Origin of the sequence: Cytobacillus sp. FSL M8-0252 (assembly GCF_038007345.1) — a bacterium.
GTDB lineage: Bacteria > Bacillota > Bacilli > Bacillales > Cytobacillaceae > Cytobacillus > Cytobacillus kochii.
This window is the reverse complement of record NZ_JBBOWZ010000001.1, coordinates 1,502,879-1,525,381: the sequence shown is the minus strand read 5'-3', so window position 1 is coordinate 1,525,381 and position 22,503 is coordinate 1,502,879. Positions and strand designations below refer to the sequence as shown.

The window sequence follows — 22,503 nt, the reverse complement described above, 5'->3', positions numbered from 1 at the left end:
TCTTCATTCTCTCCCTTCTAATTTGCAATCTCTTTCTCATATAAATGGCAAGCCACCATATGTCCATCTTCTATTTCCTGCAAAAGTGGTCGTTCTTGCTTACAAATCTCCATACATTTTGAACATCTCGTATGGAAAGCACAACCGTTTGGTGGATCAGCAGGGTTAGGGATATCTCCAGATAGCACTCCCTGAGTAACAGCTATTTCTGGATCAGGGATCGGAACGGAACTTAGAAGTGCTTCTGTATATGGATGAAGTGGCTTATCATACAATTGTTTAGCGGTTGTTAACTCAACCATTCTTCCTAAATACATAACTCCTACACGGTCGCTAATATGTTTGATCACCCCTAGGTCATGGGCGATAAATATATAGGTCAGACCGAATTCTTTTTGTAAATCTTCTAATAAATTCAATACTTGTGCCTGTATGGATACATCTAGAGCAGACACAGGTTCATCAGCAATAATTAATTTGGGTCTGGTCATTAATGCGCGCGCAATTCCAATCCGTTGTCTTTGCCCCCCACTAAATTGATGGGGATAGCGTTTAGCATGGTAACCACTTAATCCAACAACTTCAAGCATCTCTCTTACCTGCTTCTTCCGTGTAGCTTTATCTCCAATCCCATGAACAATTAAAGGTTCTTCTAATATTTGTTCGACTGAGTGACGTGGATTGAGTGAAGCAAATGGATCTTGAAAGACCATTTGCATGTCTTTTCTCAATTTTCTCATCTCATAATCTGATAATTTCGTAATTTCTTTACCGTTAAATGAAATTTTCCCTTCGGTTGGCTCAATTAATCTCATCAACATCCGTCCAGTTGTTGACTTCCCACAACCCGATTCACCAACGATTCCTAATGTTTCTCCTTCATTAACAAAAAAACTAATATCATCTACTGCTTTTACATCCGCAACTTTGCGATTAAAAACGCCAGCAGTAATCGGAAAATATTTTTTTAGATTTTCTACTTCTAATATTGCTTTACTCATGAGACTTCCCTCCTCTTCTCATGTAGAAAGCATCTTACCGTATGCTCTTCACCATCTTCCATAAACAATACAGGGTCTTCCATTACGCAGCGTTCATGAGCAAATTCACATCTTTCAGCAAAACGGCAACCTTTTGTAATTGAGCCTGGTTTCGGTACATTGCCTGGAATAGAATATAATCTGGAATGCTCTCCCCTAATATCTGGAACCGACTTTAATAACCCCTGTGTATAAGGATGCTTTGGGTTTTTAAATAAATCTCCTACCTTTGCTTCTTCTACCACTTGTCCTGCGTACATTACAATGACACGCTCACACATTTGCGCCACTACTCCAAGGTCATGTGTAATCATCATAATAGAAGTTTGCAAAGTTTTATTTAGCTCTTTCATCAGACCAAGAATTTGCGATTGAATGGTTACATCCAAAGCAGTTGTTGGTTCATCAGCTATTAGTACTTCGGGATTACAGGACAGTGCCATGGCTATCATTACCCGCTGTCTCATTCCACCAGACAACTGATGCGGATACTCTTTCATTATCGCCTCTGCCCTTGGTAAGCCTACTAGCTTTAGCATTTTAAGTGCGATTTCATTTGCTTCTTTTTTTGTCTTTTTCATATGTATTTTGATGCCTTCTGTCATTTGTTCCCCTATTTTAAAAAGCGGATTGAGGCTAGTCATTGGCTCTTGAAAGATCATAGCAATTTCATTACCACGAATTTCTCTCATTCTCTTTTCATTAGCCCCTACTATATTCTCACCGTTAAGTAGTATTTCCCCGCCAACTATTTTCCCAGGTGGTTGCGGCACAAGCTTCATAATAGACAATGATGTTACGCTTTTACCACAACCTGATTCACCAACAATCCCTATTACCTCTCCTTTATGAATAGTAAAACTTACCTGATCGACGGCGGTTACTTCTCCGTCTTTAGTTACAAACGAAGTTTCTAGATTTCTTACCTCTAATACTGGAGATTGCGTCACTATGTCACCCCTTTATCAGTTTCTTCTACATTCTCCCTCCGTTTTTTAATATTTTATAAAATATGTAAGAATAAGTCTATTGTTTTTTCAGAAATATTTAAATATAATTATAATTCTTTAAAATTACGCTAGTTTGTTATTTTTTTATAATATAATTCCGAATTTTCCAATTATTAATATAATAAAATAGCAATTTATATATTTTATAGAGTCGGGAGTCACAAGCCTTATCTGCATTTACATTCGAGTGTATCTTAGGAACTACCTGTTTTCAGATACTAACTCAAGCCAACAGAAACTAAAAAATCACATACATGTCTAAATTCTAAAAAGAATTTTACATGAATGTGATTTCGATAGCGTTACCATCTAATTACGATTCGAGTTGTTGTACTTGGAAAAGCTTATAATAATGACCCTGTCTCTCCATTAATTCCTCATGTGAGCCCGTCTCCACAATTTCACCATATTCAACAACAACAATGCGATCGGCATGTGTGATTGTAGATAATCTATGAGCGACGATAAACGTCGTTCGATCCGTTGCCAAATCATTTAATGCCTCTTGAATAAGATGTTCGCTTTCTAAGTCTAATGCTGAGGTCGCCTCATCTAATATAAGAATTGGAGGGTTTTTCAAGAAAATACGTGCAATAGCAATTCGTTGTTTTTGCCCACCGGAAAGCTTTACTCCTCGTTCTCCCACTTTCGTGTCATACCCTTCAGGCAAATCCATTATAAATCCATGTGCATTAGCTGCCTTAGCTGCTCTAATGACCTCTTCATCACTAGCATCAGGCTTTCCGAGTAATATATTTGCTTTTACTGATTCACTAAACAAAATATTATCTTGTAGTACCATACCAATATGATCTCGTAAACTTCTTACTTGGAAAGAACGAATATCTTCACCATCAAGTAATATTCGCCCACCTGAAACATCATAAAAGCGGGGAATTAAACTAACTAGTGAAGATTTTCCTCCACCACTCATTCCAACAAGTGCAATGGTTTCCCCTTGTTTCACATCTAAATTAATATCACGAAGAACAGCACCATCTTCATTATTATATTTAAAATGAACATCTTTGAACTCAATATGGCCAGCTACATTTCTACAAGGGATAGCATTTTCTTTATCATCAATATCATATTTTTCATCAACTAATTCAAACACACGGTCCATTGAAGCGATAGCTTGTGTCAATGTTGTCGATGAATTGACTAGCCTTCTAAGTGGATTATATAAACGGTCAATATAAGCTACAAATGCCATCATAACACCTAAAGTGATTTGTCCTTGTATTACTTGATATCCAGCAAAGGCAATTACTAGGAGTGGAGCAATATCAGTAATTGTATTCACGACTGCAAATGCTTTCGCATTCCACTTTGTATGATCAATAGCCTTTGATAAAAAGTTACTGTTATGCTTCGTGAAATTTCTTTGTTCATAATCTTCTGTGGCAAAACTTTTAATAACGGCCATTCCTTGAACTCTTTCGTGTAAATAACCTTGAACCTCAGCTAAAGCTTGTGATCGATCTCTTGTTAACCTTCGTAAATTTCCAAAGAAATACTTTACACTTAATGCATAAAACGGCATTAAAATAAGCGATACAATCGTCAATTTAACATCCATCGTAAACATAATTGCAACAGCTATAATAATGGTGGCCATATCCAGCCATAAATTCATCAGTCCTGTAACAACAAAATTCTTTGTTTGCTCTACATCATTTATGATTCTAGATATCACTTCACCTGATCGATTATTCGCATAAAATTTAAAGCTTAATTTCTGAATATGAGTAAAAAGTTTATCTCTAATATCAAATAAAATCTTGCTCGCTACCCATTGTGCGAAATATTGTCGATAATATTCTACTGGTGGCCTTACAATTATAAAAATAATCAACATCATACCCATGATCGTTAAAAGTTGTGTCATTTTTTCAGGTTGTGTAAGCGCATCATTTCCGACTATATCATCGATTACATATTTAATTAACAGCGGGATTAACAATGGTATTGCAAATTTCACAATACCAATTAGTATTGTTAAGAAAATCTGTAGGCGATACGGCTTAACAAAATGCATATATCTTTTAATTATGTTCAATTTTAGCCTGTCACCCTTTTTGTTCATTTATCTTTTAATCTATCCAGATTGTCATGATTCATTTCTTCTTCAAGCCTTCTAGATATTCATTATGTAAAGATAATACCATTTATTTTTCATGCCAAATAAAAACCTGTTGTTTCTCATATCAACAGGCGTAAATAAAACATTTTATCTTCGGTAAGTTAAGTATCTTTCATACCAACCATCCACAAAATCCGGTGCAAAAGGACCTTTTCGTTGTCTGATTAAGAATATCAACTTGTCCACATTTGCCCACAAGATTTTATCAATCGGTGTGGGGTAACGCATTTCTTGCCGATGACGCTCATATTCATCTTCATCCAATAAATTAAACGTCATATCCGGAAAAACTTTAATATCTAAATCGTAATCAATATACTTAACCGCCTCTCCATCGTAAATAAAAGGAGAGCTTAAATTACAATAATAGTACACGCCATCTTCTCTCAGCATTCCGATAATATTAAACCAATATTGTGAGTGAAAATAACAGATTGCCGGTTCTCTCGTAATCCAAGTTCGACCATCTGATTCAGTAACCATTGTACGATCGTTTGCTCCAATAATTAAGTTTTGCGTACCTTTAAGGATTGTTGACTCTTCCCAGACGCGATGGATGTGCCCATTATGTTTATAACTATGAATTTGTACCGGTTCACCTTCTATGGGTACCGCCATTCTTTTCCCCTACTTTCCTTTCTGGAAGCTTTGGAACCTTTTATTAAAAAGGACATCCTCTCAAACTTATTACCTTCTATAATGCTTCCGATAAGTTGATTGATGATTAAAGGTAACAAAGTGCAGATCCTATTTTCTATTTATTATAACGTTAAAAAATGAATTTTAAAACAAAGACAGCTTAATTGTCGGTAGATTCAGCAGTAATTGGGTATGTAATGCTCATCCTATTGTATCATTCTTGCCTTTAACATATGTTTACTAAACGATAATCTTTGCATTTTTCATATTTTGTTTGCGAAACAATTTCACAACTTCATTCGTTTGCTGTTCGAATACAGCCACTATTTCATCTAATTCATCATTCATTTTTTGGATCTCACTGTGAATATCGCTTACAGCTGTTCTAGAGCGTAAACGAGAAAGTTCATTTTGAAGTTCATGACATCTCTCCACTTCACTTTGCAAATAAAGTAAATGATCCATTGTTTTCATTTGTTCTTCAACCAATGCTTGAAATTCTTTCATAAAAATACACCAGCCTTTAAAGTCTTTTCTAAACTATTCTATCTTTTTTGTATCGATTCCTTTGCAGATTATTGTTGATGAGATAGAACTTTTGTCGAAATAAAAGAAGACTAAATATAAAAAAGCACCCCTTTTGAAAAAAAGGAGCGCCTTTTAATGAAGAACTATTGTTGATTTTGGTTGTTTTGGTTTTTCGCTTTTTGCTTATTAGCTTCAGCTTGTTGATTTTGTTGTCTTACTTCTTGAGCGTTTGTTTCACTCGCAAATTCTTGATTATATTGTTGTTGGTTTTGTTGTTGTTGATTTTGCTTTTTAGCCATCCTAATCACCTCCACGCTCATTAATTTAACCAGAGCGAGAGGAATTATCCATTTTTTTCGAAGTAATTATATTCCGAATATTACATCAAACCAATAATGAGATGCCACCATCCACTATTATCGTTTGTCCACGAATCATGCTAGCATCATCAGATACTAAAAACATGACCGAGTTGACCATATCATCAATAGAGACCATTCTACCTGCTGGCGTTTTTTCACTTGCTTCAGCTAATAACTCTTCTCTATTCGGAAAATGTTTTAATGCCTCTGTATCCACTGCTCCACCTGATACGGCATTTACACATATATTTTTCGGTGCTAATTCAACAGCTAAATATCTTGTTAAAGCCTCAACAGCAGCTTTAGAAACACCGACTACAGTATAATTTTCCAAGTAGCGAATAGAACCTAGTGAGCTAATGCTGACAATCTTTCCACCGCCATTTTTCTCCATTAACTTAGCTGCTTCTTTCGCACAAAATAACAACGCTTTACTATTAATATTCATTGTCCAATTCCAATGAGTTTCCTCTAGTTCCATGATAGGTCTTTGTACGCCTGATGCAGCATTACTAATGAAAACATCTAAACGGCCAAACGTTTCATCTATTTGCGCAAACATTGATTTTATTTTTTCATTATCGCCGACATTTGCTTTAATTGTTAATACTTTTCTTCCTAATGATTCGATCTCCCGAGCGACTTCTTCCGCTTGTGAACGACTACGAGCATAGTTTAAAACAATATCATAACCCTCATGTGCAAGTCTCAATGCAGTAGCTCTGCCAATGCCTCTGCTACTTCCTGTAATTAGTGCAACTTTTCCTTCATTCATCTAAAAACTTGCTCCTTTCAATGTTCAATTCTTCCATCGTACCCATTTTATCTTGTTGTGTTATGATTGACAATCTCATTCATCCATTATCCCCTTATACTGCATGTACTGCTTGAACATTTTTTGATGGGAGACGGGAAATGGATATTTTTTTATGTCTTCTAAGGATACTAACTTTACATTTTCTGTTTCGGTTACTGAATGAATTTCCCCTTCATACAAATTGATATGCCATGTAAGATGCGTGAACACATGATCGATTTGACCAATACGCTGATTAATTTTCAAATGCGTATCGTATGACTTAGATAATTGATTTTGGAGTTGCTGTTTATCTGAATCGATTTGAAGATGAATTTCTTCATTAGGAAACTCCCATAAATTAGCTAATAATCCTTTATTTGGCCTTTTGCGGATTAATAACTGCCCCTTACTATTAGAGAGAATGGCGGAAGCAATCTGAACATGCTTATTTTTCACCTTTTTAGTTTTTACAGGTAATTCCGCTTGCTTACCTTCATAAAAAGCATGACAATGATCCCTCACTGGGCATAATAAGCAAGATGGGGAAGTTGGCGTACATATAAGCGCACCTAACTCCATTAAAGCTTGATTAAAATACGATGGGTTGTCATGAGAAATTAACTCTCTTACCGCTGCTTCAAATATTTTTCTCGCTGAAGCTTTAGCGATATCATCCTCGATCATGAGAATACGTGAAAGAACACGCATCACGTTGCCATCAACTGCAGGTTCTGGCTCGCCATAGGCAATACTTAATATCGCACCAGCAGTGTAAGGGCCAACACCTTTTAATGCAGAAATATCCTTAATATTGTTAGGTACTACTCCGTCATACTGTTCCTGTACTTCTCTGACTGCAGATTGTAAATTTCTTGCCCTAGAATAATAACCAAGACCTTCCCAAAGTTTCAGCACCTTTTCTTCTTCCGCTTCTGCAAGATCTTTCACTGTAGGAAACGCCTCCATAAAACGTAAAAAGTACGGGATAACGGTGTCGACTCTTGTTTGTTGGAGCATGATTTCAGACACCCATACTTTATATGGATCTTTATCCTTTCTCCATGGTAGGTCTCTCTGCTCTTTTTCAAACCAAGATAATAAATCCTGTTGAAATGCATAAATATCTATAGGATTATCTTTTAGTTGAGAATTGTTCATTTTTTTTAACCTCCATGATTTGAAACTATGTTAATTAGGGAATATACTAAATAAAATATTAAAAACAAAAAGGAGGAATTCCTCTTTTGGATACCGGAACTCACGTAGTCATGGGACTGGCGCTCGGAGGACTTGCAACACTTGACCCCGTTGTTGCCAATAGTTCAATAACAGCAGCAAGTGTAATGGTCGGTACAATAATTGGATCACAAATACCAGATATCGATACCATATTAAAATTAAAAAATAATGCTTCATATATAAGAAATCATCGGGGTGTTACTCATAGCATTCCAGCGGTGATACTATGGCCATTACTAATAACAGGTGTTATTTATTTATTTTTTCCCGAAACAAATCTTTTTCACCTTTGGTTATGGACCTTTATAGCTGTATTTTTACATGTATTTGTCGATATTTTTAATGCTTATGGCACACAAGCTTTAAGGCCATTTTCATCGAGATGGGTAGCATTAGGTATGATCAATACATTTGATCCGTTTATTTTTGCCATGCACGTCTTTGGCTTGTTTCTGTGGATATTCGGAATGGACCCAGGATATACATTCCTAGTTATTTATTGTATTTTATTTATTTATTATATTTTACGTTATTTTGCAAAGAAATCCGTTGAAGCGAAAGTTCAAAAGCTCATCCCTGACGCAACAGAAATCATTATATCACCAACTATGAAATACAACCAATGGAGAATTGCTATAAAAAATAAAGATAGCTTTTTTGTTGGACGCGCCCTTAGAGGTCAAGTTCGTATTGTTGATCAGTTTAAGCGTGTACCTATACCAAAAACACCGATTTTTAACGCAGCAACGAAAGATAAGAATATCTCTGCCTTTCTTTCCTTTTCTCCAGTATATAGATGGGAAATTGAGACAATCGAAAACATTGTAGAAATTAGATTTATCGATTTAAGATATCGTAGCAATGAATATTATCCATTTGTTGCTGTTGCCCATTTAGACAAGGATTTAACGATCATCAACTCATATACGGGCTGGATATTTAGTGAGGAGAAATTGAAGAAGAAATTAGATATTATTACAAATTAAACAGTAAATGTGCAAACACAACAAATAAGCTCCCCCATTAGCTCCTATTAACGAACGGGGGAGCTCTCTTTTATGGCTTAATTCATTTTATTTTTATCTTCCTCAAGTAAATGCTTATATTTTGGATTTTTTGCGATAAACTCATGTAATTTAGCCCCATGATTTTCAATCCATTGGCTGACTACTTTAGCAGTCATCTCTTCACCCTGATATTTTTTTCCTGCCTTCGCATAGGTCGCTTCAAAATCCTCCCAAAGCAATTCAATCCATGTTCTGGCAATGTGAACAGACAATTGATCATTTATTTCCAATAAACGATTAAGAAGTTTATTTTGAAATTCATTCATCTTTTACCCTACTTCCAAATTATTTTTTCCGTGTGTGAAATACGTATTTGCTTATACTAATGAATAGGCGAAGTTGAATAAATGACGCTTCGCAAATATTTTTAGAAATGAGGCAAAAACGATGCGTAATAAAGCCGCTCATTTCCCTAATCAGAACCACAATAAGTTTGACGGTGAACCACGTGCCAAAGCTGAGTTTGCATCCAAAAGAGCAGATGGAACGATACAAACACAGCCACAGGAACGGATGAAGGCATCATCAAATCGCAATAGCAATACAACTGATTTTTAAACTTAGGGGGTTAATTTACATGGTAAACAAAAAAGAAATCTTTGGTGAAAACGAATTTAACAGTCCGTTTGCATCCGGACATTTCAATCCGAAAAAGGCACATTACCAAGTAAATGGAGAGACACAACAAACGCAAAATCTTATTAAGCTCAAGCGAACTTTACAAAAAACCCCTTAACACTGAAAGAGGATGATAAATACGTCATCCTCTTTTTAAAGATTTTTCAACTTGCCGAGCATTGCAATCGGTAAAGCTTCTTGCTCTTGATCTCCAGATAAGCGATAACCCCAAGCAAAAACGCCATTCATATAATCAATTTTAAAGTAAGAGCCTGGATCTCCCTCTATTTCATATATTTCATTTGTAATAAAGTCATCGGGATTGAGCAAATACGACTTAGCCATCACTGTTTTTCTTTCCAGTACAGCGAATTCATTAACCATTCCTAATTGCTCAGCTTTTCTAGATTTTTCTCTTAATTGAGCAATTTCTTGTTTTAGCTCATATTCGCTCAATTGGCTATACCTTTTTTCTTGCATAGTAAAAAGACCTCCTCATACATCTTTATTTTCTTTTAAATAGGCATCAATTAAATGCAAAGGAAACCCTTTTCGAAATAACGCTTGCTTTAACTTTTGCTCATAGATGAATGGTTCTTCATGATTATATTTTCTACTTATTTTTTCAGCTTGACGTTTCAGAGCTCCCATCTCCTCATCATCGTCTTTATCTAATTGTATTTCTTCAAGTGCCAACTGAATCATATCATAACTGAAGCCTTTTCTCGTTAACATTTGCTCTATTTTTTGTTGCATCATTCTTGAGGAATCTTTTTTATATTTAAGCGTATATTTCTGACAAAGAGAAATGGCTGTTTCAACTTGCTCTTCCTTTGGGTATAGTTCTATAACATCTTGTATGATTTTTTCAGCTATACCTTTATCTTTCAATTCATGTCTAATTATATTTGGACCTTTATCTGTCGTATTCTTTTGGGTTCTCACAAATGCAATAGCGAATTCTTCATCATTCAAGAATTGGTATTGATATAATTTATGGATCACTTCATCTATCAACTCAACAGCATACTCTTTCTTGATTAAATGTGTACGAACTTCAGATTCAGAACGCATTCTACTAGAAAGATAATGGATGGCCGTATTGTACGCCTTTCTAATCTCATCTTGGAATTGAATTTCTCCGATGAGTAAGGAATCAATCTCTTTCCCTTTTTTCATATTATATTTAATTAACACATCTTCATCCACACTGAAGGCATACGTCTCTCCATGCTCACTGTCGGTATAGATATTGTAGCGATCTTTATTTTTCTTTTGAATCGTAATTTTAGTAATTGTAGGCATATCCTCACCTCACTTTAACTTTACCACAAAAAAAACAGGTTTTAATCCACTTTTCATTGAATTCATTTAGAAATAGAAGAGAATTTTTGCGGAGGGGTCAACATGAAAATTGCTTTAACAGGCGGAACGGGCTTTATTGGACAAAAACTAACTGACCAATTATTACAAGAAAATCACCAAGTTTATATACTTACAAGAAATAAAGGAAAGAAGCAAGAAAAACAAGGTCTCCACTTTGTTCAATGGTTAAATGAAGGGGATGAACCAGAAGAAATGCTAGAAGGAATAGATGTCCTCATTAATTTAGCTGGGGAATCAATCAACAGTGGTCGTTGGACTGAAGAAAGAAAAAGACGAATATACCATAGTCGAATGCATGCTACAAATGAGGTAATACGCCTAATCGATCATCTAAACGAAAAGCCATACACCCTTATTAATGCAAGTGCTGTTGGCTATTATGGCACATCAGAAAAGCGTACATTTGACGAGGCAAGTCCTTATTCTGGTGAGGATTTTTTAAGTACTGTCGTTAAAAACTGGGAGGATATAGCAAAAACTGCCGAAAAAGATTGGAATATACGCACGATATGTTGTCGTTTTGGCATCATTCTCGATAAAAATGCAGGGGCGTTACCTAAGATGGCCCTTCCATATAAACTCTTTGCTGGAGGTAGAATTGGTAGTGGTAATCAATGGCTTTCTTGGATTCATATTAATGACGTTATCTCCGCAATCGTTTATATGATTGAACATGAATCAATAGAAGGTCCCGTCAATTTTACTGCTCCAAACCCAGTAACCATGAATGAGTTTGGCCATACATTAAGCACTGTGCTCCATAAACCACATTGGCTACCTGTTCCTTCATTTGCAGTAAAAGCTATCCTTGGTGAAATGAGTAAGCTCGTAACTGAAGGGCAAAAAGTTACACCAAATAAGCTTCTGAGTCATGATTACCCTTTTCATTTTACTCATTTAAAAGAAGCATTAGAAGATATTTATCAGAAGTAGCTTTTATATTTTGATGTTACAAATACACTCTGTTGATTAAATACAGAAGATAAGTGATTCTTTTGAGTGGTCACGCATCTTTTGTTTACGTAAATAGACCATTTCTTTCACTTTTTTTGCTCTGATTTTTTCTTTTAACCACTTTTCTACTAAGAATGGTCGTTTATCCATTCGCCGTGCTTCTCCGTTAAGTTAATTGAACTTTTTCGGGGAAGAAATTCTTCCCTAGGACGATCTGGGGCATGATTCTTTTCTGAGGACGGTGATTTCTCCTATTTCCTCACTCTCGTGAATTTCTGTATAAATTTCAAGCTAGCAAAGTACTTTTTGATTGTTTGTACTCCTATGGAAATTAATACAAAACTGCTTTTTCGCGATTTTTTGTGTTTTTGGATTTAAAATCTATTTAGGTATAGTCCTCTTCCTTTTTCTTTCTGCCTTTTGCGCGTATCTTCTGTTTGCGCGCAGTTCTTTTCCTTTTCTTGCTGTCTTTTGCGCGTATATACGATTTACGCGCAGTTCTTTTCCTTCTCTTACTGCCTTTTGCGCGTATCTTCTGTTTGCGCGCAGTTCTCTTCCTTTTCTTGCTGCCTTTTGCGCGTATCTTCTGTTTGCGCGCAGTTCTTTTCCTTTTCTTACTGCCTTTTGCGCGTATCTTCGTTTTGCGCGCAATTCCCTCCTTTTTCTTCCTGTCTTTTGCGCGTATATACTGTTTGCGCGCAGATCTCTCCCTTTTCTTTCTGCCTTTTGCGCGTATCCAAGTTTTGCGCGCAGTTCTCTCCCCTCTCTTACTGCCTTTTGCGCGTATCTTCGTTTTGAGCGCAGTTCTCTTCCTTTTCTTTCTGTCTTTTGCGCGTATCTTCGTTTTGCGCGCAATTCCCTCCTTTTTCTTCCTGTCTTTTGCGCGTATATACTGTTTGCGCGCAGTTCTCTCCCTTTTCTTTCTGCCTTTTGCGCGTATGTATCCAAGTTTTGCGCGCAGTTCTCTCCCCTCTCTTACTGCCTTTTGCGCGTATCTTCGTTTTGCGCGCAATTCCCTCCTTTTTCTTCCTGTCTTTTGCGCGTATCTTCGTTTTGCGCGCAGTTCTCTCCCTTTTCTTTCTGCCTTTTGCGCGTATCCACGTTTTGCGCGCAGTTCTCTTCCTTCTCTTGCTGCATTTTGCGCGTATCTTCGTTTTGCGCGCAGTTCTCTCCCTTTTCTTTCTGCCTTTTGCGCGTATCTTCTGTTTGCGCGCAGTTCTCTTCCTTTTCTTGCTGCATTTTGCGCGTATCCACGTTTTGCGCGCAGTTCTCCCCCTTTTCTTGCTGCCTTTTGCGCGTATATACCATTTACGCGCAGTTCTCTTCCTTTTCTTTCTACCTTTTGCGCGTATCCGCGTTTTGCGCGCAATTCCCTCCCTTTTCTTGCTGCCTTTTGCGCGTATCTACTGTTTGCGCGCAGTTCTCCCCCTTTTCTTGCTGCATTTTGCACATATACACGTCTTGTCTGCAGTTCTCCTTTTTCTCCTCTAAGAACGACAGGAAGGCTATTCTTCCTCTTGCGACACTCTCAGTTTCTTTCCCTTCTAAAAAGCCAACACTTTCGCGATTCTCTCCCCTTCTCGAACACTTTTATTCTCTATTTACTTCCTCATCTCTTACTTCAATCGTATGGTACTCGTGAAAATAGGGCAATCTAATAAAGTTTACTACTAATAAGAAAGGGTGAATGTTATGGCAAATGATAAAAAGAGGAAAGAACGGAGCTTTAGTGGTCTTTCAAGCATGCAAGAAGTTACATATGCAAAAGAATTTAAACGTGCTGATCGTGCAGCCAAAAACCCCCTTCAGCAAAGACATTAGATTTATTTTCTCATCAAAAAAGATGCCAGTACATCAAACACAAGGTTGATGTACTGGCATCTTTAATTAACCACTTCTTTCTTTACTATTTTGCAATTGATGATAGAAACCTTTTTCTTTCAGCAATGATTGATGTGTACCCTCTTCTATTATTTTTCCATCTTTTAATACGTAGATTCTATCCGCATTTTGAATAGTATTTAACCGGTGGGCAATGACAAAACATGTTCGATTAATCATCAACTTTTGTAATGCTTGTTGAATCTTCACCTCTGTAACCGTATCAATATTACTCGTAGCTTCGTCTAAAATTAAAATTTTTGGTTGTGCCAAAAAAGCACGAGCGATACTAATTAATTGTTTCTGTCCTTGACTAATCCCGCTGCCATTAAAACTCAAAGTCGTGTCATACTGCTGTGGTAATTTCATAATAAATGAATGAGCATTTGCCTTCATTGCAGCTTGTATAACATCCTCATCCGTTGCCTCAAGATGACTATAGCGGATATTATCCTTGACGGTCCCTTGAAAAAGAAAGGAATCTTGCAGAACAAAGCCCATATATGATCGTAAGCTCTCTTTATGTATTGTGGAGATATCACGATCATCTAATAATATTCTCCCTTTACTCACTTCATAGAAACGACTAATAAGTTGAATTATGGTTGTTTTACCTGCGCCTGTTGGACCTACTAGAGCAACAGTCTCACCAGGACGGGCTTCAAGATATATATGAGAAAGTATTTCTCTGTCTTCCCCGTAAGTAAACGATACGTTATCAAAAATAACCTCACCATTTACATTTTCAAGCATCTGCTTATCTTTTTCACTCGTTAATTCATCTTTTTCATCAATCAGCTCAAAAACTCTTTCAGCTCCAGCAATGGCAGATAATAACGTATTAAATTGATTGGCTAAATCATTGAGTGGTCTTGTAAACTGTCGAGAATACTCTGTAAAAACAACTATTGTACCAATGCTCACTCCACCGTTTAATGCAAGTATTCCGCCAATCGCAGCAATGACGGCAAAGCTGAAATTATTCAATAAATGCATCAACTTAGGAATAAACCCTGAGAATGTTTGTGCCCAAAATCCAGAAATTCTTAGGTTTTCTGCTTTATGCAAAAAATCATCCATCACTTTCTCTTCTTGTGAAAACATTTTGATTAATTTCTGCCCAGAAATAGATTCCTCAATAAAGCCATTCATTTCTCCTAAGTTTTTTTGCTGCTCTTTAAACAACATACTTGTTCGCTTCGTAATCCATTTCATTCCATAGAACATCATCGGTATGATTAAAAGAGTTAGAATTGTTAGCAACGGACTCAACCATAACATGACTGCAATCGTACCAACGAGTGTGAAAACACTAGATATGATTTGGATAATTGAACTATTTAAAGTCGCACTAACATTTTCAATATCATTTGTAATCCTACTCATCAATTCACCAAGTTGTCTTTTGTCAAAAAAAGCTACAGGTAAGCGGTGTATTTGCCGGAATAAATCTGCGCGCATATTAAATACTGTATCTTGAGACACACCGATCATCCAATAGTTTTGTAGCCATAGTGACAATGATTGAACGATATAAGTTACAAGTAAACCTAGTAATAACCAAACGAAAACAACCGCTTCATTTTCTTCTATAAAAGTATCTATTGTTATTCCTACTAAAAAGGGACCAAGTAAAGACATCGCTGAACTAATGACAATCATAAAAAAGAGTAATAATAGCCGTATTTTATAGATGGCAAGGTAAGACCAAATTCTTTTAATGACAGCACTGAAGTCATTGGGCTTACGTTGCTTTTTGTTCCTATCGTTATTTATTTGATTATGTATCTTTGGTTGTTTGAATGGGGCCATTATTTTAGTAAACACTATTCATAGCCCCCTGTTCTGACTGAGAATACGCTATTTCTCTATAAAGAGTAGACGTATTCATCAATTGATCATGTGTTCCCTCTTCAATGATTTTTCCATCATCTATAAGCATAATTTTATCCGCTCTCTTGGCCGTACTTAATTTTTGTGTGACAATGAATAAAGTACATTTATATTTATCAATCGCATCCAATACTTTGGACTCTGTTTGTAAATCCAAAGCACTCGTACTATCATCCAATATGAGAATATTAGGCTTTCTAATTAAAGCACGAGCAACCGATAATCTTTGCTTTTGACCTCCTGATAGATTAATTCCTTTTTGTCCTAATTTTGTTTCATAGCCATCTTTTAAATCAGTAATGGTTTCATGTATTTGCGCGTCTTGTGCCGCCGCTTTCATTTCAGATAAAGTCGCGTCTGATTTACCCCATGCTAAGTTTTCTTCCACTGTACCACTAAATAAGATGGACTCTTGAGGGGTAAAACCAATTCTCTTTCGTAAATCATCCATTTTAACATCTTTCAGATTCATACCATCCACATAAACTGCACCTTCAGTAGGATCATATAATCTAGGAATAAGTTGTAGAATAGAACTTTTACCAGCACCTGTACTACCCAATATAGCGACAGTTTCTCCTGGACGAATATGAAAACTAATATCTTTTAAGACATATGTAGACATCCCTGGGTACCTAAATGAGACATGCTCAAATGTAACCGCTCCTTTTAACTGCTCAAGGCTTTTGCCATCTTCTTCATCTTCTAAATCAATCTTCGCCTCAAGTACTTCAACAATCCGTTCAGATGAAGCACGCGCTCTCGAAAAAGCCATAATGATGAATGAAAACATTGAAAAGGCAGTAGTCATTCTCGTAGCATAATTAATAATTGAAACGACTTCCCCCACTTCTATATTTGTCGCTTGCAATTGTTCTCTACCGATCCATAAAATAAAGATAATACAAACATTCATTATGAATAGTAATGCAGGCATAGCTGCTTCCATCAATCTTAGAGCGCTTGCTGTTTGTTCCTTTAAGTTATTACTTACATTCATAAACTTTTTTACTTCATGAGTTCTGCGGTTATACGCTTTAATCAACCTTAATCCTATTAAACTTTCCTGCATGACATTATTGACTGTATCCAGTTTTTGTTGAACAGACCTAAACATCTTACCGCCTTTAGTCATCACAATAACAAGGAAGATCACTACAACCGGTATGGTAATTAGAAAAATAAGCGCTAACTGCCAATTCACTAGGACAGCTAATATAAGACTACCTATAATGAGTAAAGGAGCCCTTAACATAATTCTTAAGCCCATAAACACGATATTTTGCACTTGTGTCACATCATTAGTCATTCTTGTAATCAAGGATGCGTGAGGAAAGGTATTAAAGTTGGCGAATGAAAAAGATTGCACCTTTTTCATTAGTTTCTTTCGAATACTAAATCCTAAATTTTGTCCAACGAAGGCTGCATAATATGAGTTTGTAATCCCTGAGAAGAAGGCAATTAATGATAGTAGGAGCATCATACCTCCCCAATAAAGGACCACACTCATATCATTATTTAGAATACCTTCATCAATAATTTTGCCGATTAATAATGGTTGAAGCAATTCAACTGATAACTCAATAAGCATAAGTATTAATGCAATATATGCCGCGACTCGATAAGGTTTAATAAATTTGAGTATCTTTGTCATAGCTTTCCCCCAAACTAATACTTCGTTTAACTAAATAGATATGAACTATCATATACCTTTTTACATAATTTTTAAATAATTCATTCTGATTTTTATTTCTTTAATGTTATGTTAAAATTTTTAGAGGTAGAGAACATTGACTTTTTCAAAAGTTGTTCTTCGTTTTTAACACAATTTAGCATACTTACCTTGAACATTTTTCAATGCTTACTAAGCATTTAACCTATTATTCAATCATAAGGGATTTTTTAACTATACGACTAAATTTTCTTTGTAATCCATATACTAACATGCATCATGTCATGTGTATTGTATTCTCAAAATGGTTAAAAAAGTAACTTACTTATAATTATAAAACTAAAGGATGCGATAAAAGGTGAAAAATACGAATCACGACCAACAATTACATAATGATGTTATTGAAACATTAAGGGAGACAAGCCGTACTTTTTTCATTCCAATCAGCTTATTAGTAACAGAGTTACGAGAAACCGTTGCATCTGCTTACCTTTGTATGCGCGCAATTGATGAAATTGAAGATCATCCTGATTTGGAACCAGCTTTAAAAAGCAAACTATTGCATAATATCGGTGACGTCCTTCAATCCGCTCAATACAATAAAGAAACCTTTATTAAGATGTTCAAGCCATTTGAAAACGAATTACCAGAAGTTACTCTTCGCCTATATGATTGGATTTCTTTCTGTCCAGATGAAATTAGAGTAAAAGTAGTTGAGTCAACTGCAATCATGGCATCTGGGATGGGTGATTGGGTTGATAAAGATTGGCAAATACAATCAGAAGCGGACCTTGATCAATATACGTATACAGTTGCTGGATTAGTTGGTGTGATGTTAACCGACATATGGAAATGGTATGACGGAACTGAAGCTGATAAAGAGCTTGGAATTGGTTTCGGTCGTGGACTTCAAGCTGTTAACATTTTAAGAAATTATAAAGAAGATGCAGAACGCGGTGTAAGCTTTTTCCCAGATAGTTATAGCCTAGACGATATGTTTGATTATGCGCATAAAAATCTATCTCGAGCTGAGGAATACGTAGCGAGTATCGAGACAGAGACAATCGTGAATTTCTGTCAAATACCACTTTCACTTGCCCATGGAACATTAAAAGCGTTAGTAGACGGTCGAGAAAAAATGACTCGTGATGAAGTAAATGAAACTGTTAATAAAGTAATAAAGAAAACATCATAATAAAAGGCAGCGACTGTAAACTTCGCTGCCTTTTATTTTAACATCTAGGAGATTAATTTTAATCCAATTGCTGCGCCTAAGATAAGCGCAATACAAACAAGTCTTTTCCATTCTCTCGGTTCATTAAAAACGACCATTCCTACTATCGCTGCTCCAACGGTACCTATTCCAGTCCAGATAGCGTAAGCAGTACCCATAGCAATATCCGTCATTGCAAATGAAAGTAAAGAAAAACTGATCGCAAATGATAAAGCAAGGAAAATAATAGATTTCCATTGCTTATCAGCTACTTTCTTCAAATGGTATACACCGAGAACCTCAAAGCACCCTGCAACAACTAAGGCAATCCAGTACATTATTGAGATCCTCCTTTCTCAACCGGTGCACGGTCAGATAATAACTTCAACCCGACCACACCTGCTAGAAGCATAATAATTAATAGTACTTTCATCAATTTAAATGGCTCCCCGAAAACGACCATTTCTACTATTACTGTACCCGCCGTACCTAAACCAGCAAATACTGCATAAACAGTTCCTACTGGTAAATGCTTCGTAGCAAGAATTAATATTATAAAACTTAATGTAATTATAATTCCAGTAGCAATCCATTCCAGTGTGTTTTGAGCATATTTTAATCCTGAAACCCAACCAACCTCTAACACGCCTGCTAAAAATACAAGTAACCAATGCCTAGTCATCTATACCCCTTCTTTCTAGTTGTTTATCATTGTACGCCTTTAAAGTATATCGGCCAGATAGCACGAACTCTTCTGTAATAGCTGTCTTCTCCATTAAAAATAAGATCAATAACCGCACCATCAACAATCGTAATATAAGCAAGTGCTTCCTTTAGATACTTCTTTTGGTCATTTTCTTCACTCGAGTGTTTCCTCATATATTTTGCTAACAACCGTTCCATATCTGCAAAGAATGGATTGACTATTCGCATTAACTCATTATAAAGTTTCGCTGGAGGGAAGTAAGACACCCTCAGTAAGAATTTTGCATGCTCGTTATGCTTGTTTTCCTCGACAATCCAATCAAAAAAATAAACTAAATTCTCTTCTAATGAATGATCTTTCCTCGAAGCAAATAAGGTAATCATCTTCCGCTTTTCCTGCTGAAACACATAGTTTGCAACATGTAAAAACAAGTCATCTTTTCCTTTAAAATGAGCATATATCGACGGTTTCTTAATACCTACATCTGTGGCTATATCCTGTAAAGATGCTCCCTCATATCCCTTATCTGCGAAATGGACTAGCGCAACATCACGAATAAGTTCTGCACTCACCAATTATCACACCCCTTCAACTAACGACCGTTAGGTAGATTATTTCACAGGATAATATGAAAGTCAATAATGACATTTGGTTACTTCACTTTCAATTATTGCCCATCTTGCCTTACAGAAATTGATCAATTCCTCAAACCCCTATGAAGCCCCACCTTCTCATTATCTCCAAATTTCCTTTTTCATCTCGCTTCCAATTTATTGTCACTTGTTTTTATAAATTGACAATAATCACTACAAATATCAAACTGAGACAAATTCACAAAATAAAAAGACCAGAGGGACCGTTTTTTAAACGATCTCCTCTAGTCTTCGGATGTGATTATATGCTAAGTTGAACTACATTAGTTTAACTTGATTTCTTTCCAAGATACGCTTCCATAATACGCGCATCACTTAATAACTCTGTTGCATTACCACTTGCAACCATTTTTCCAGTTTCAAGCACATAACCTTTATCTGAGATTTTCAGAGCTTGTCTCGCATTTTGTTCTACTAACAATACAGTCGTTCCTGATTGATTAATCTCTTTAATGATTTTAAAAATATCGGCAACAACAAGTGGAGCCAATCCCATTGAAGGCTCATCTAATAGCAACAATTTCGGCCTACTCATAATCGCACGAGCAATTGCAAGCATCTGCTGTTGACCACCAGATAATGTTCCCCCAAGCTGCTTTTCTCGTTCCTTCAAAATAGGAAAGCGCTCGAGCATTTTATTTAAATCTGAGTCTATCTCCGTATCCTTCCTATGATAAGCACCCATTTCTAAATTCTCTAGCACTGTCATGCCTGCAAGAATCTGTCTCCCCTCAGGAACGAGGGCAATACCCTTTCTTAAGAGCTGATCAGGGCGTAACCCCGTTACATCTTCACCAAGGAAAGAGATCTTCCCTGCCGAAGGTTTTAATAATCCGGATACACTTTTCATTGTGGTTGATTTCCCAGCGCCATTTGCCCCTAAGATGGTGACAATCGTTCCTTCTTCCACTTCTAGCGATACATCTTTTAACACTTGAATTTTCCCATAACCGGCATGAATACCACTAACTTCAAGCATATTGATCTTCCTCCTCCTTACCGAGATAAGCTTCAATTACTTCTGGGTGGTTCTGTATCTCAATCGGAGTACCTTCTGCTATCTTCTTGCCAAAGTTTAATACAGCTATGCGATCACATAATTTCATCACAAGTGGCATATCATGTTCAATAATTAAAACCGTTATGCCCTTCTGTTGAATCTTCTTAATTAAATCAAACAGGTCGCTTGTTTCAGTCTCATTCATACCAGCTGCCGGTTCATCAAGCAGGAGTACTTTTGGCTCACTAGCAAGTGCACGTGCAATCTCGAGCCGCCTTTGTTGTCCATAGGCGAGATTTTCTGAAGTAACATCAGAAAAAGTAGATAATCCGACAAAGTCTAAAAGTTCTTCTGCTATACCTTTTATTTTTGCTTCTTCTTTCTTTTGTGAAGCTGTACGAAAGACGCTTTTTAACACACCTGAGTGAGTGCGGGAATGCTGCCCGACCATGACATTTTCAAGGGCCGACATTTCAGGGAATAAACGGATATTTTGAAACGTTCGGCATATCCCTTTTTCGGTAATGTTATGTGATTTCATCGTTGTAATATCTTCATCTTTAAAAGTAATTTGTCCTGAAGTTGGTGTAAACATAGACGTAATCAAATTGAACATCGTTGTTTTACCGGCACCATTAGGGCCTATTAAACCAAATATTTCTCCCTCATTTATTGAGAAGGTAACATCAGTCAAAGCACTTAATCCACCAAAATTTTTACATACTTTTGTGATTTCCAGTACCATGCTTCTGCCCCCTTTTTCTACCCTTTTTACTTAAAGCCTTCAATAATGGCACATCGATAAGTCCTTGTGGGCGGACAGCCATCATAATAATGATAATCAGTCCATAAATCATATAACGATACTCGCTAATAAACCTTAGCACCTCAGGCATTAATGTTAAGAAGAATGCTCCGAATATTGGACCCCAAATCACTTCACTACCACCGAACACAACAAAGATTAAAATTTCAACCGCACGATGATAGGCAAAATCGGCAGGGCTAATATAAGCAAGTATATGAGCATACATTGCCCCGGCAAAACCGGCAACAAGTGCACCTTGTGCAAAGGCTAAAACCTTATAATAAGTGATATTGATTCCCATTGATTCCGCAGCTTTTTCATCTAATTTGATAGCAGCAAAAGCTCTTCCCACTCTTGATTGGTGCTGTCTTCTGAAAAACCAAATCACAAAAATGGTAATTAATAACAGAAGGATAAAAATACTTAAAAATATAAATTGATTATTTTGTAATCCAATAGAGCTCGGTTGAAAACCAAATCCTTGTAATGTTTTCAGTATTTCTCTTCCTATATGAGGGATTCCTGATATACCTACTGAGCCATTCGTTACGCTTTCCCAATTGACAAAAATCACACGAATAACTTCTCCAAAACCTAAGGTTACAATGGCTAAATAAACACCCTGAAGCCTTAATGTTGGAATACCAATAAGTACTCCACATAAAGCGGCAACTAATGCACCGATGATAATACCGATGATAATAGGCAACTCAAAATGAATCGTTAATAGTGCTGATGTATAAGCGCCAATTCCCATGAAACCAGCATTCGCCAATGATAACTGTCCTGTTGATAGTGTTATATATACACTGATACCTAAAATAATATTAATTAAAATAAAGCAACCTACTTGTAAATAGTACGGATTAATTAATTCTGCTAGCATCCT

Annotated in this window: 27 protein-coding genes; 6 read left to right on the top strand and 21 right to left on the bottom strand. The window is 36.3% G+C overall.

Annotated features, from left to right (window positions below; genetic code table 11):
- Positions 1–17: 17 nt before the first annotated feature.
- From MKX83_RS07880 to mutY, 8 genes are all read right to left on the bottom strand, one after another.
- A complete protein-coding gene (locus tag MKX83_RS07880; RefSeq protein ID WP_095369999.1) occupies positions 18–1,001 on the bottom strand; it encodes an ABC transporter ATP-binding protein in 984 nt (327 codons plus the stop codon).
- Positions 998–1,990 (bottom strand): ABC transporter ATP-binding protein, encoded by a 993-nt coding sequence (locus tag MKX83_RS07875; protein ID WP_095370000.1) that lies wholly within the window; start codon positions 1,988–1,990, stop codon positions 998–1,000. Before MKX83_RS07875 ends, MKX83_RS07880 begins: the two co-directional genes overlap by 4 nt.
- Before the next feature lie 373 nt (positions 1,991–2,363).
- Complete coding sequence (locus MKX83_RS07870) at positions 2,364–4,112, bottom strand: ABC transporter ATP-binding protein (protein ID WP_341054936.1); 1,749 nt, start codon at positions 4,110–4,112, stop codon at positions 2,364–2,366.
- A gap of 171 nt (positions 4,113–4,283) precedes the next feature.
- Positions 4,284–4,814, bottom strand: coding sequence for a nucleoside tri-diphosphate phosphatase (gene ntdP, locus MKX83_RS07865; protein ID WP_095370002.1), 531 nt, complete (start codon positions 4,812–4,814; stop codon positions 4,284–4,286).
- A 261-nt stretch (positions 4,815–5,075) separates the two neighbouring features.
- Positions 5,076–5,342, bottom strand: a complete 267-nt coding sequence (locus tag MKX83_RS07860) for a YgaB family protein (RefSeq protein ID WP_095370003.1) — start codon at positions 5,340–5,342, stop codon at positions 5,076–5,078.
- Between the two features lie 164 nt (positions 5,343–5,506).
- Complete coding sequence (locus tag MKX83_RS07855) at positions 5,507–5,662, bottom strand: gamma-type small acid-soluble spore protein (protein WP_224935696.1); 156 nt, start codon at positions 5,660–5,662, stop codon at positions 5,507–5,509.
- Between the two features lie 85 nt (positions 5,663–5,747).
- Positions 5,748–6,500, bottom strand: coding sequence for an enoyl-[acyl-carrier-protein] reductase FabL (gene fabL, locus MKX83_RS07850; protein ID WP_341054934.1), 753 nt, complete (start codon positions 6,498–6,500; stop codon positions 5,748–5,750).
- Between the two features lie 75 nt (positions 6,501–6,575).
- The gene (mutY, locus tag MKX83_RS07845; RefSeq protein WP_328198533.1) at positions 6,576–7,682 is read right to left on the bottom strand and encodes an A/G-specific adenine glycosylase; all 1,107 of its coding nucleotides are present in this window, start codon (positions 7,680–7,682) and stop codon (positions 6,576–6,578) included.
- An 86-nt stretch (positions 7,683–7,768) separates the two neighbouring features.
- Between mutY and MKX83_RS07840 the strand changes: the two genes are divergently transcribed.
- Positions 7,769–8,749 (top strand): metal-dependent hydrolase, encoded by a 981-nt coding sequence (locus MKX83_RS07840; RefSeq protein WP_095370006.1) that lies wholly within the window; start codon positions 7,769–7,771, stop codon positions 8,747–8,749.
- 77 nt (positions 8,750–8,826) lie between these two features.
- On the opposite strand, the gene MKX83_RS07835 is transcribed toward MKX83_RS07840, so the two are convergent.
- Entirely contained in the window at positions 8,827–9,096 is a 270-nt protein-coding gene (locus tag MKX83_RS07835; protein ID WP_095370007.1) for a YfhJ family protein, read from the bottom strand.
- 121 nt (positions 9,097–9,217) lie between these two features.
- Here MKX83_RS07835 and MKX83_RS07830 point away from each other — a divergent pair, with 121 nt between their 5' ends.
- Both MKX83_RS07830 and MKX83_RS07825 read left to right on the top strand, forming a co-directional pair.
- Entirely contained in the window at positions 9,218–9,388 is a 171-nt protein-coding gene (locus MKX83_RS07830) for a small, acid-soluble spore protein K (protein ID WP_095370008.1), read from the top strand.
- Positions 9,389–9,407: 19 nt separating this feature from the next.
- Complete coding sequence (locus MKX83_RS07825) at positions 9,408–9,566, top strand: YpzG family protein (protein ID WP_095370009.1); 159 nt, start codon at positions 9,408–9,410, stop codon at positions 9,564–9,566.
- A gap of 35 nt (positions 9,567–9,601) precedes the next feature.
- Here MKX83_RS07825 and MKX83_RS07820 read toward each other — a convergent pair whose 3' ends face one another.
- Together MKX83_RS07820 and recX are read right to left on the bottom strand one after the other, a co-directional pair.
- On the bottom strand, positions 9,602–9,928 hold the full coding sequence (locus tag MKX83_RS07820) for a YfhH family protein (RefSeq protein ID WP_095370010.1): 327 nt from the start codon (positions 9,926–9,928) through the stop codon (positions 9,602–9,604).
- 15 nt (positions 9,929–9,943) lie between these two features.
- A complete protein-coding gene (gene recX, locus MKX83_RS07815) occupies positions 9,944–10,753 on the bottom strand; it encodes a recombination regulator RecX (RefSeq protein ID WP_307317993.1) in 810 nt (269 codons plus the stop codon).
- A gap of 102 nt (positions 10,754–10,855) precedes the next feature.
- Here recX and MKX83_RS07810 point away from each other — a divergent pair, with 102 nt between their 5' ends.
- Positions 10,856–11,767: a TIGR01777 family oxidoreductase gene (locus MKX83_RS07810; protein ID WP_307317995.1), complete on the top strand. Its 912-nt coding sequence runs from the start codon at positions 10,856–10,858 to the stop codon at positions 11,765–11,767.
- A gap of 36 nt (positions 11,768–11,803) precedes the next feature.
- Here MKX83_RS07810 and MKX83_RS07805 read toward each other — a convergent pair whose 3' ends face one another.
- Both MKX83_RS07805 and MKX83_RS07800 read right to left on the bottom strand, forming a co-directional pair.
- On the bottom strand, positions 11,804–11,938 hold the full coding sequence (locus MKX83_RS07805; protein WP_267892247.1) for a hypothetical protein: 135 nt from the start codon (positions 11,936–11,938) through the stop codon (positions 11,804–11,806).
- 235 nt (positions 11,939–12,173) lie between these two features.
- Positions 12,174–13,238, bottom strand: coding sequence for a hypothetical protein (locus MKX83_RS07800; protein WP_341054928.1), 1,065 nt, complete (start codon positions 13,236–13,238; stop codon positions 12,174–12,176).
- Between the two features lie 242 nt (positions 13,239–13,480).
- Between MKX83_RS07800 and MKX83_RS07795 the strand changes: the two genes are divergently transcribed.
- Positions 13,481–13,609 (top strand): YfhE family protein, encoded by a 129-nt coding sequence (locus MKX83_RS07795; RefSeq protein WP_095370014.1) that lies wholly within the window; start codon positions 13,481–13,483, stop codon positions 13,607–13,609.
- Between the two features lie 66 nt (positions 13,610–13,675).
- Here MKX83_RS07795 and MKX83_RS07790 read toward each other — a convergent pair whose 3' ends face one another.
- Both MKX83_RS07790 and MKX83_RS07785 read right to left on the bottom strand, forming a co-directional pair.
- The gene (locus MKX83_RS07790; RefSeq protein WP_445293159.1) at positions 13,676–15,496 is read right to left on the bottom strand and encodes an ABC transporter ATP-binding protein; all 1,821 of its coding nucleotides are present in this window, start codon (positions 15,494–15,496) and stop codon (positions 13,676–13,678) included.
- Positions 15,486–17,216: an ABC transporter ATP-binding protein gene (locus MKX83_RS07785; protein WP_095370015.1), complete on the bottom strand. Its 1,731-nt coding sequence runs from the start codon at positions 17,214–17,216 to the stop codon at positions 15,486–15,488. Before MKX83_RS07785 ends, MKX83_RS07790 begins: the two co-directional genes overlap by 11 nt.
- A 376-nt stretch (positions 17,217–17,592) precedes the next feature.
- On the opposite strand from MKX83_RS07785, the gene MKX83_RS07780 reads away from it, so the two are divergent.
- Complete coding sequence (locus MKX83_RS07780; RefSeq protein ID WP_341054926.1) at positions 17,593–18,429, top strand: phytoene/squalene synthase family protein; 837 nt, start codon at positions 17,593–17,595, stop codon at positions 18,427–18,429.
- 44 nt (positions 18,430–18,473) lie between these two features.
- Here MKX83_RS07780 and MKX83_RS07775 read toward each other — a convergent pair whose 3' ends face one another.
- The 6 genes from MKX83_RS07775 to MKX83_RS07750 all read right to left on the bottom strand — a co-directional run bounded on the left by MKX83_RS07775 (position 18,474) and on the right by MKX83_RS07750 (position 22,500).
- Positions 18,474–18,785, bottom strand: a complete 312-nt coding sequence (locus tag MKX83_RS07775; RefSeq protein ID WP_095370017.1) for a DMT family transporter — start codon at positions 18,783–18,785, stop codon at positions 18,474–18,476.
- On the bottom strand, positions 18,785–19,129 hold the full coding sequence (locus MKX83_RS07770) for a DMT family transporter (protein WP_095370018.1): 345 nt from the start codon (positions 19,127–19,129) through the stop codon (positions 18,785–18,787). The genes MKX83_RS07775 and MKX83_RS07770 overlap by 1 nt, the downstream gene beginning before the upstream one ends.
- 26 nt (positions 19,130–19,155) lie before the next feature.
- Positions 19,156–19,725: a TetR/AcrR family transcriptional regulator gene (locus tag MKX83_RS07765; protein WP_157733756.1), complete on the bottom strand. Its 570-nt coding sequence runs from the start codon at positions 19,723–19,725 to the stop codon at positions 19,156–19,158.
- A 349-nt stretch (positions 19,726–20,074) separates the two neighbouring features.
- Positions 20,075–20,785 (bottom strand): ABC transporter ATP-binding protein, encoded by a 711-nt coding sequence (locus tag MKX83_RS07760; protein WP_095370020.1) that lies wholly within the window; start codon positions 20,783–20,785, stop codon positions 20,075–20,077.
- Entirely contained in the window at positions 20,778–21,551 is a 774-nt protein-coding gene (locus MKX83_RS07755; protein ID WP_341054924.1) for an ABC transporter ATP-binding protein, read from the bottom strand. The genes MKX83_RS07760 and MKX83_RS07755 overlap by 8 nt, the downstream gene beginning before the upstream one ends.
- Entirely contained in the window at positions 21,523–22,500 is a 978-nt protein-coding gene (locus tag MKX83_RS07750) for a branched-chain amino acid ABC transporter permease (protein WP_095370022.1), read from the bottom strand. The genes MKX83_RS07755 and MKX83_RS07750 overlap by 29 nt, the downstream gene beginning before the upstream one ends.
- Between the last annotated feature and the right edge of the window lie 3 nt (positions 22,501–22,503).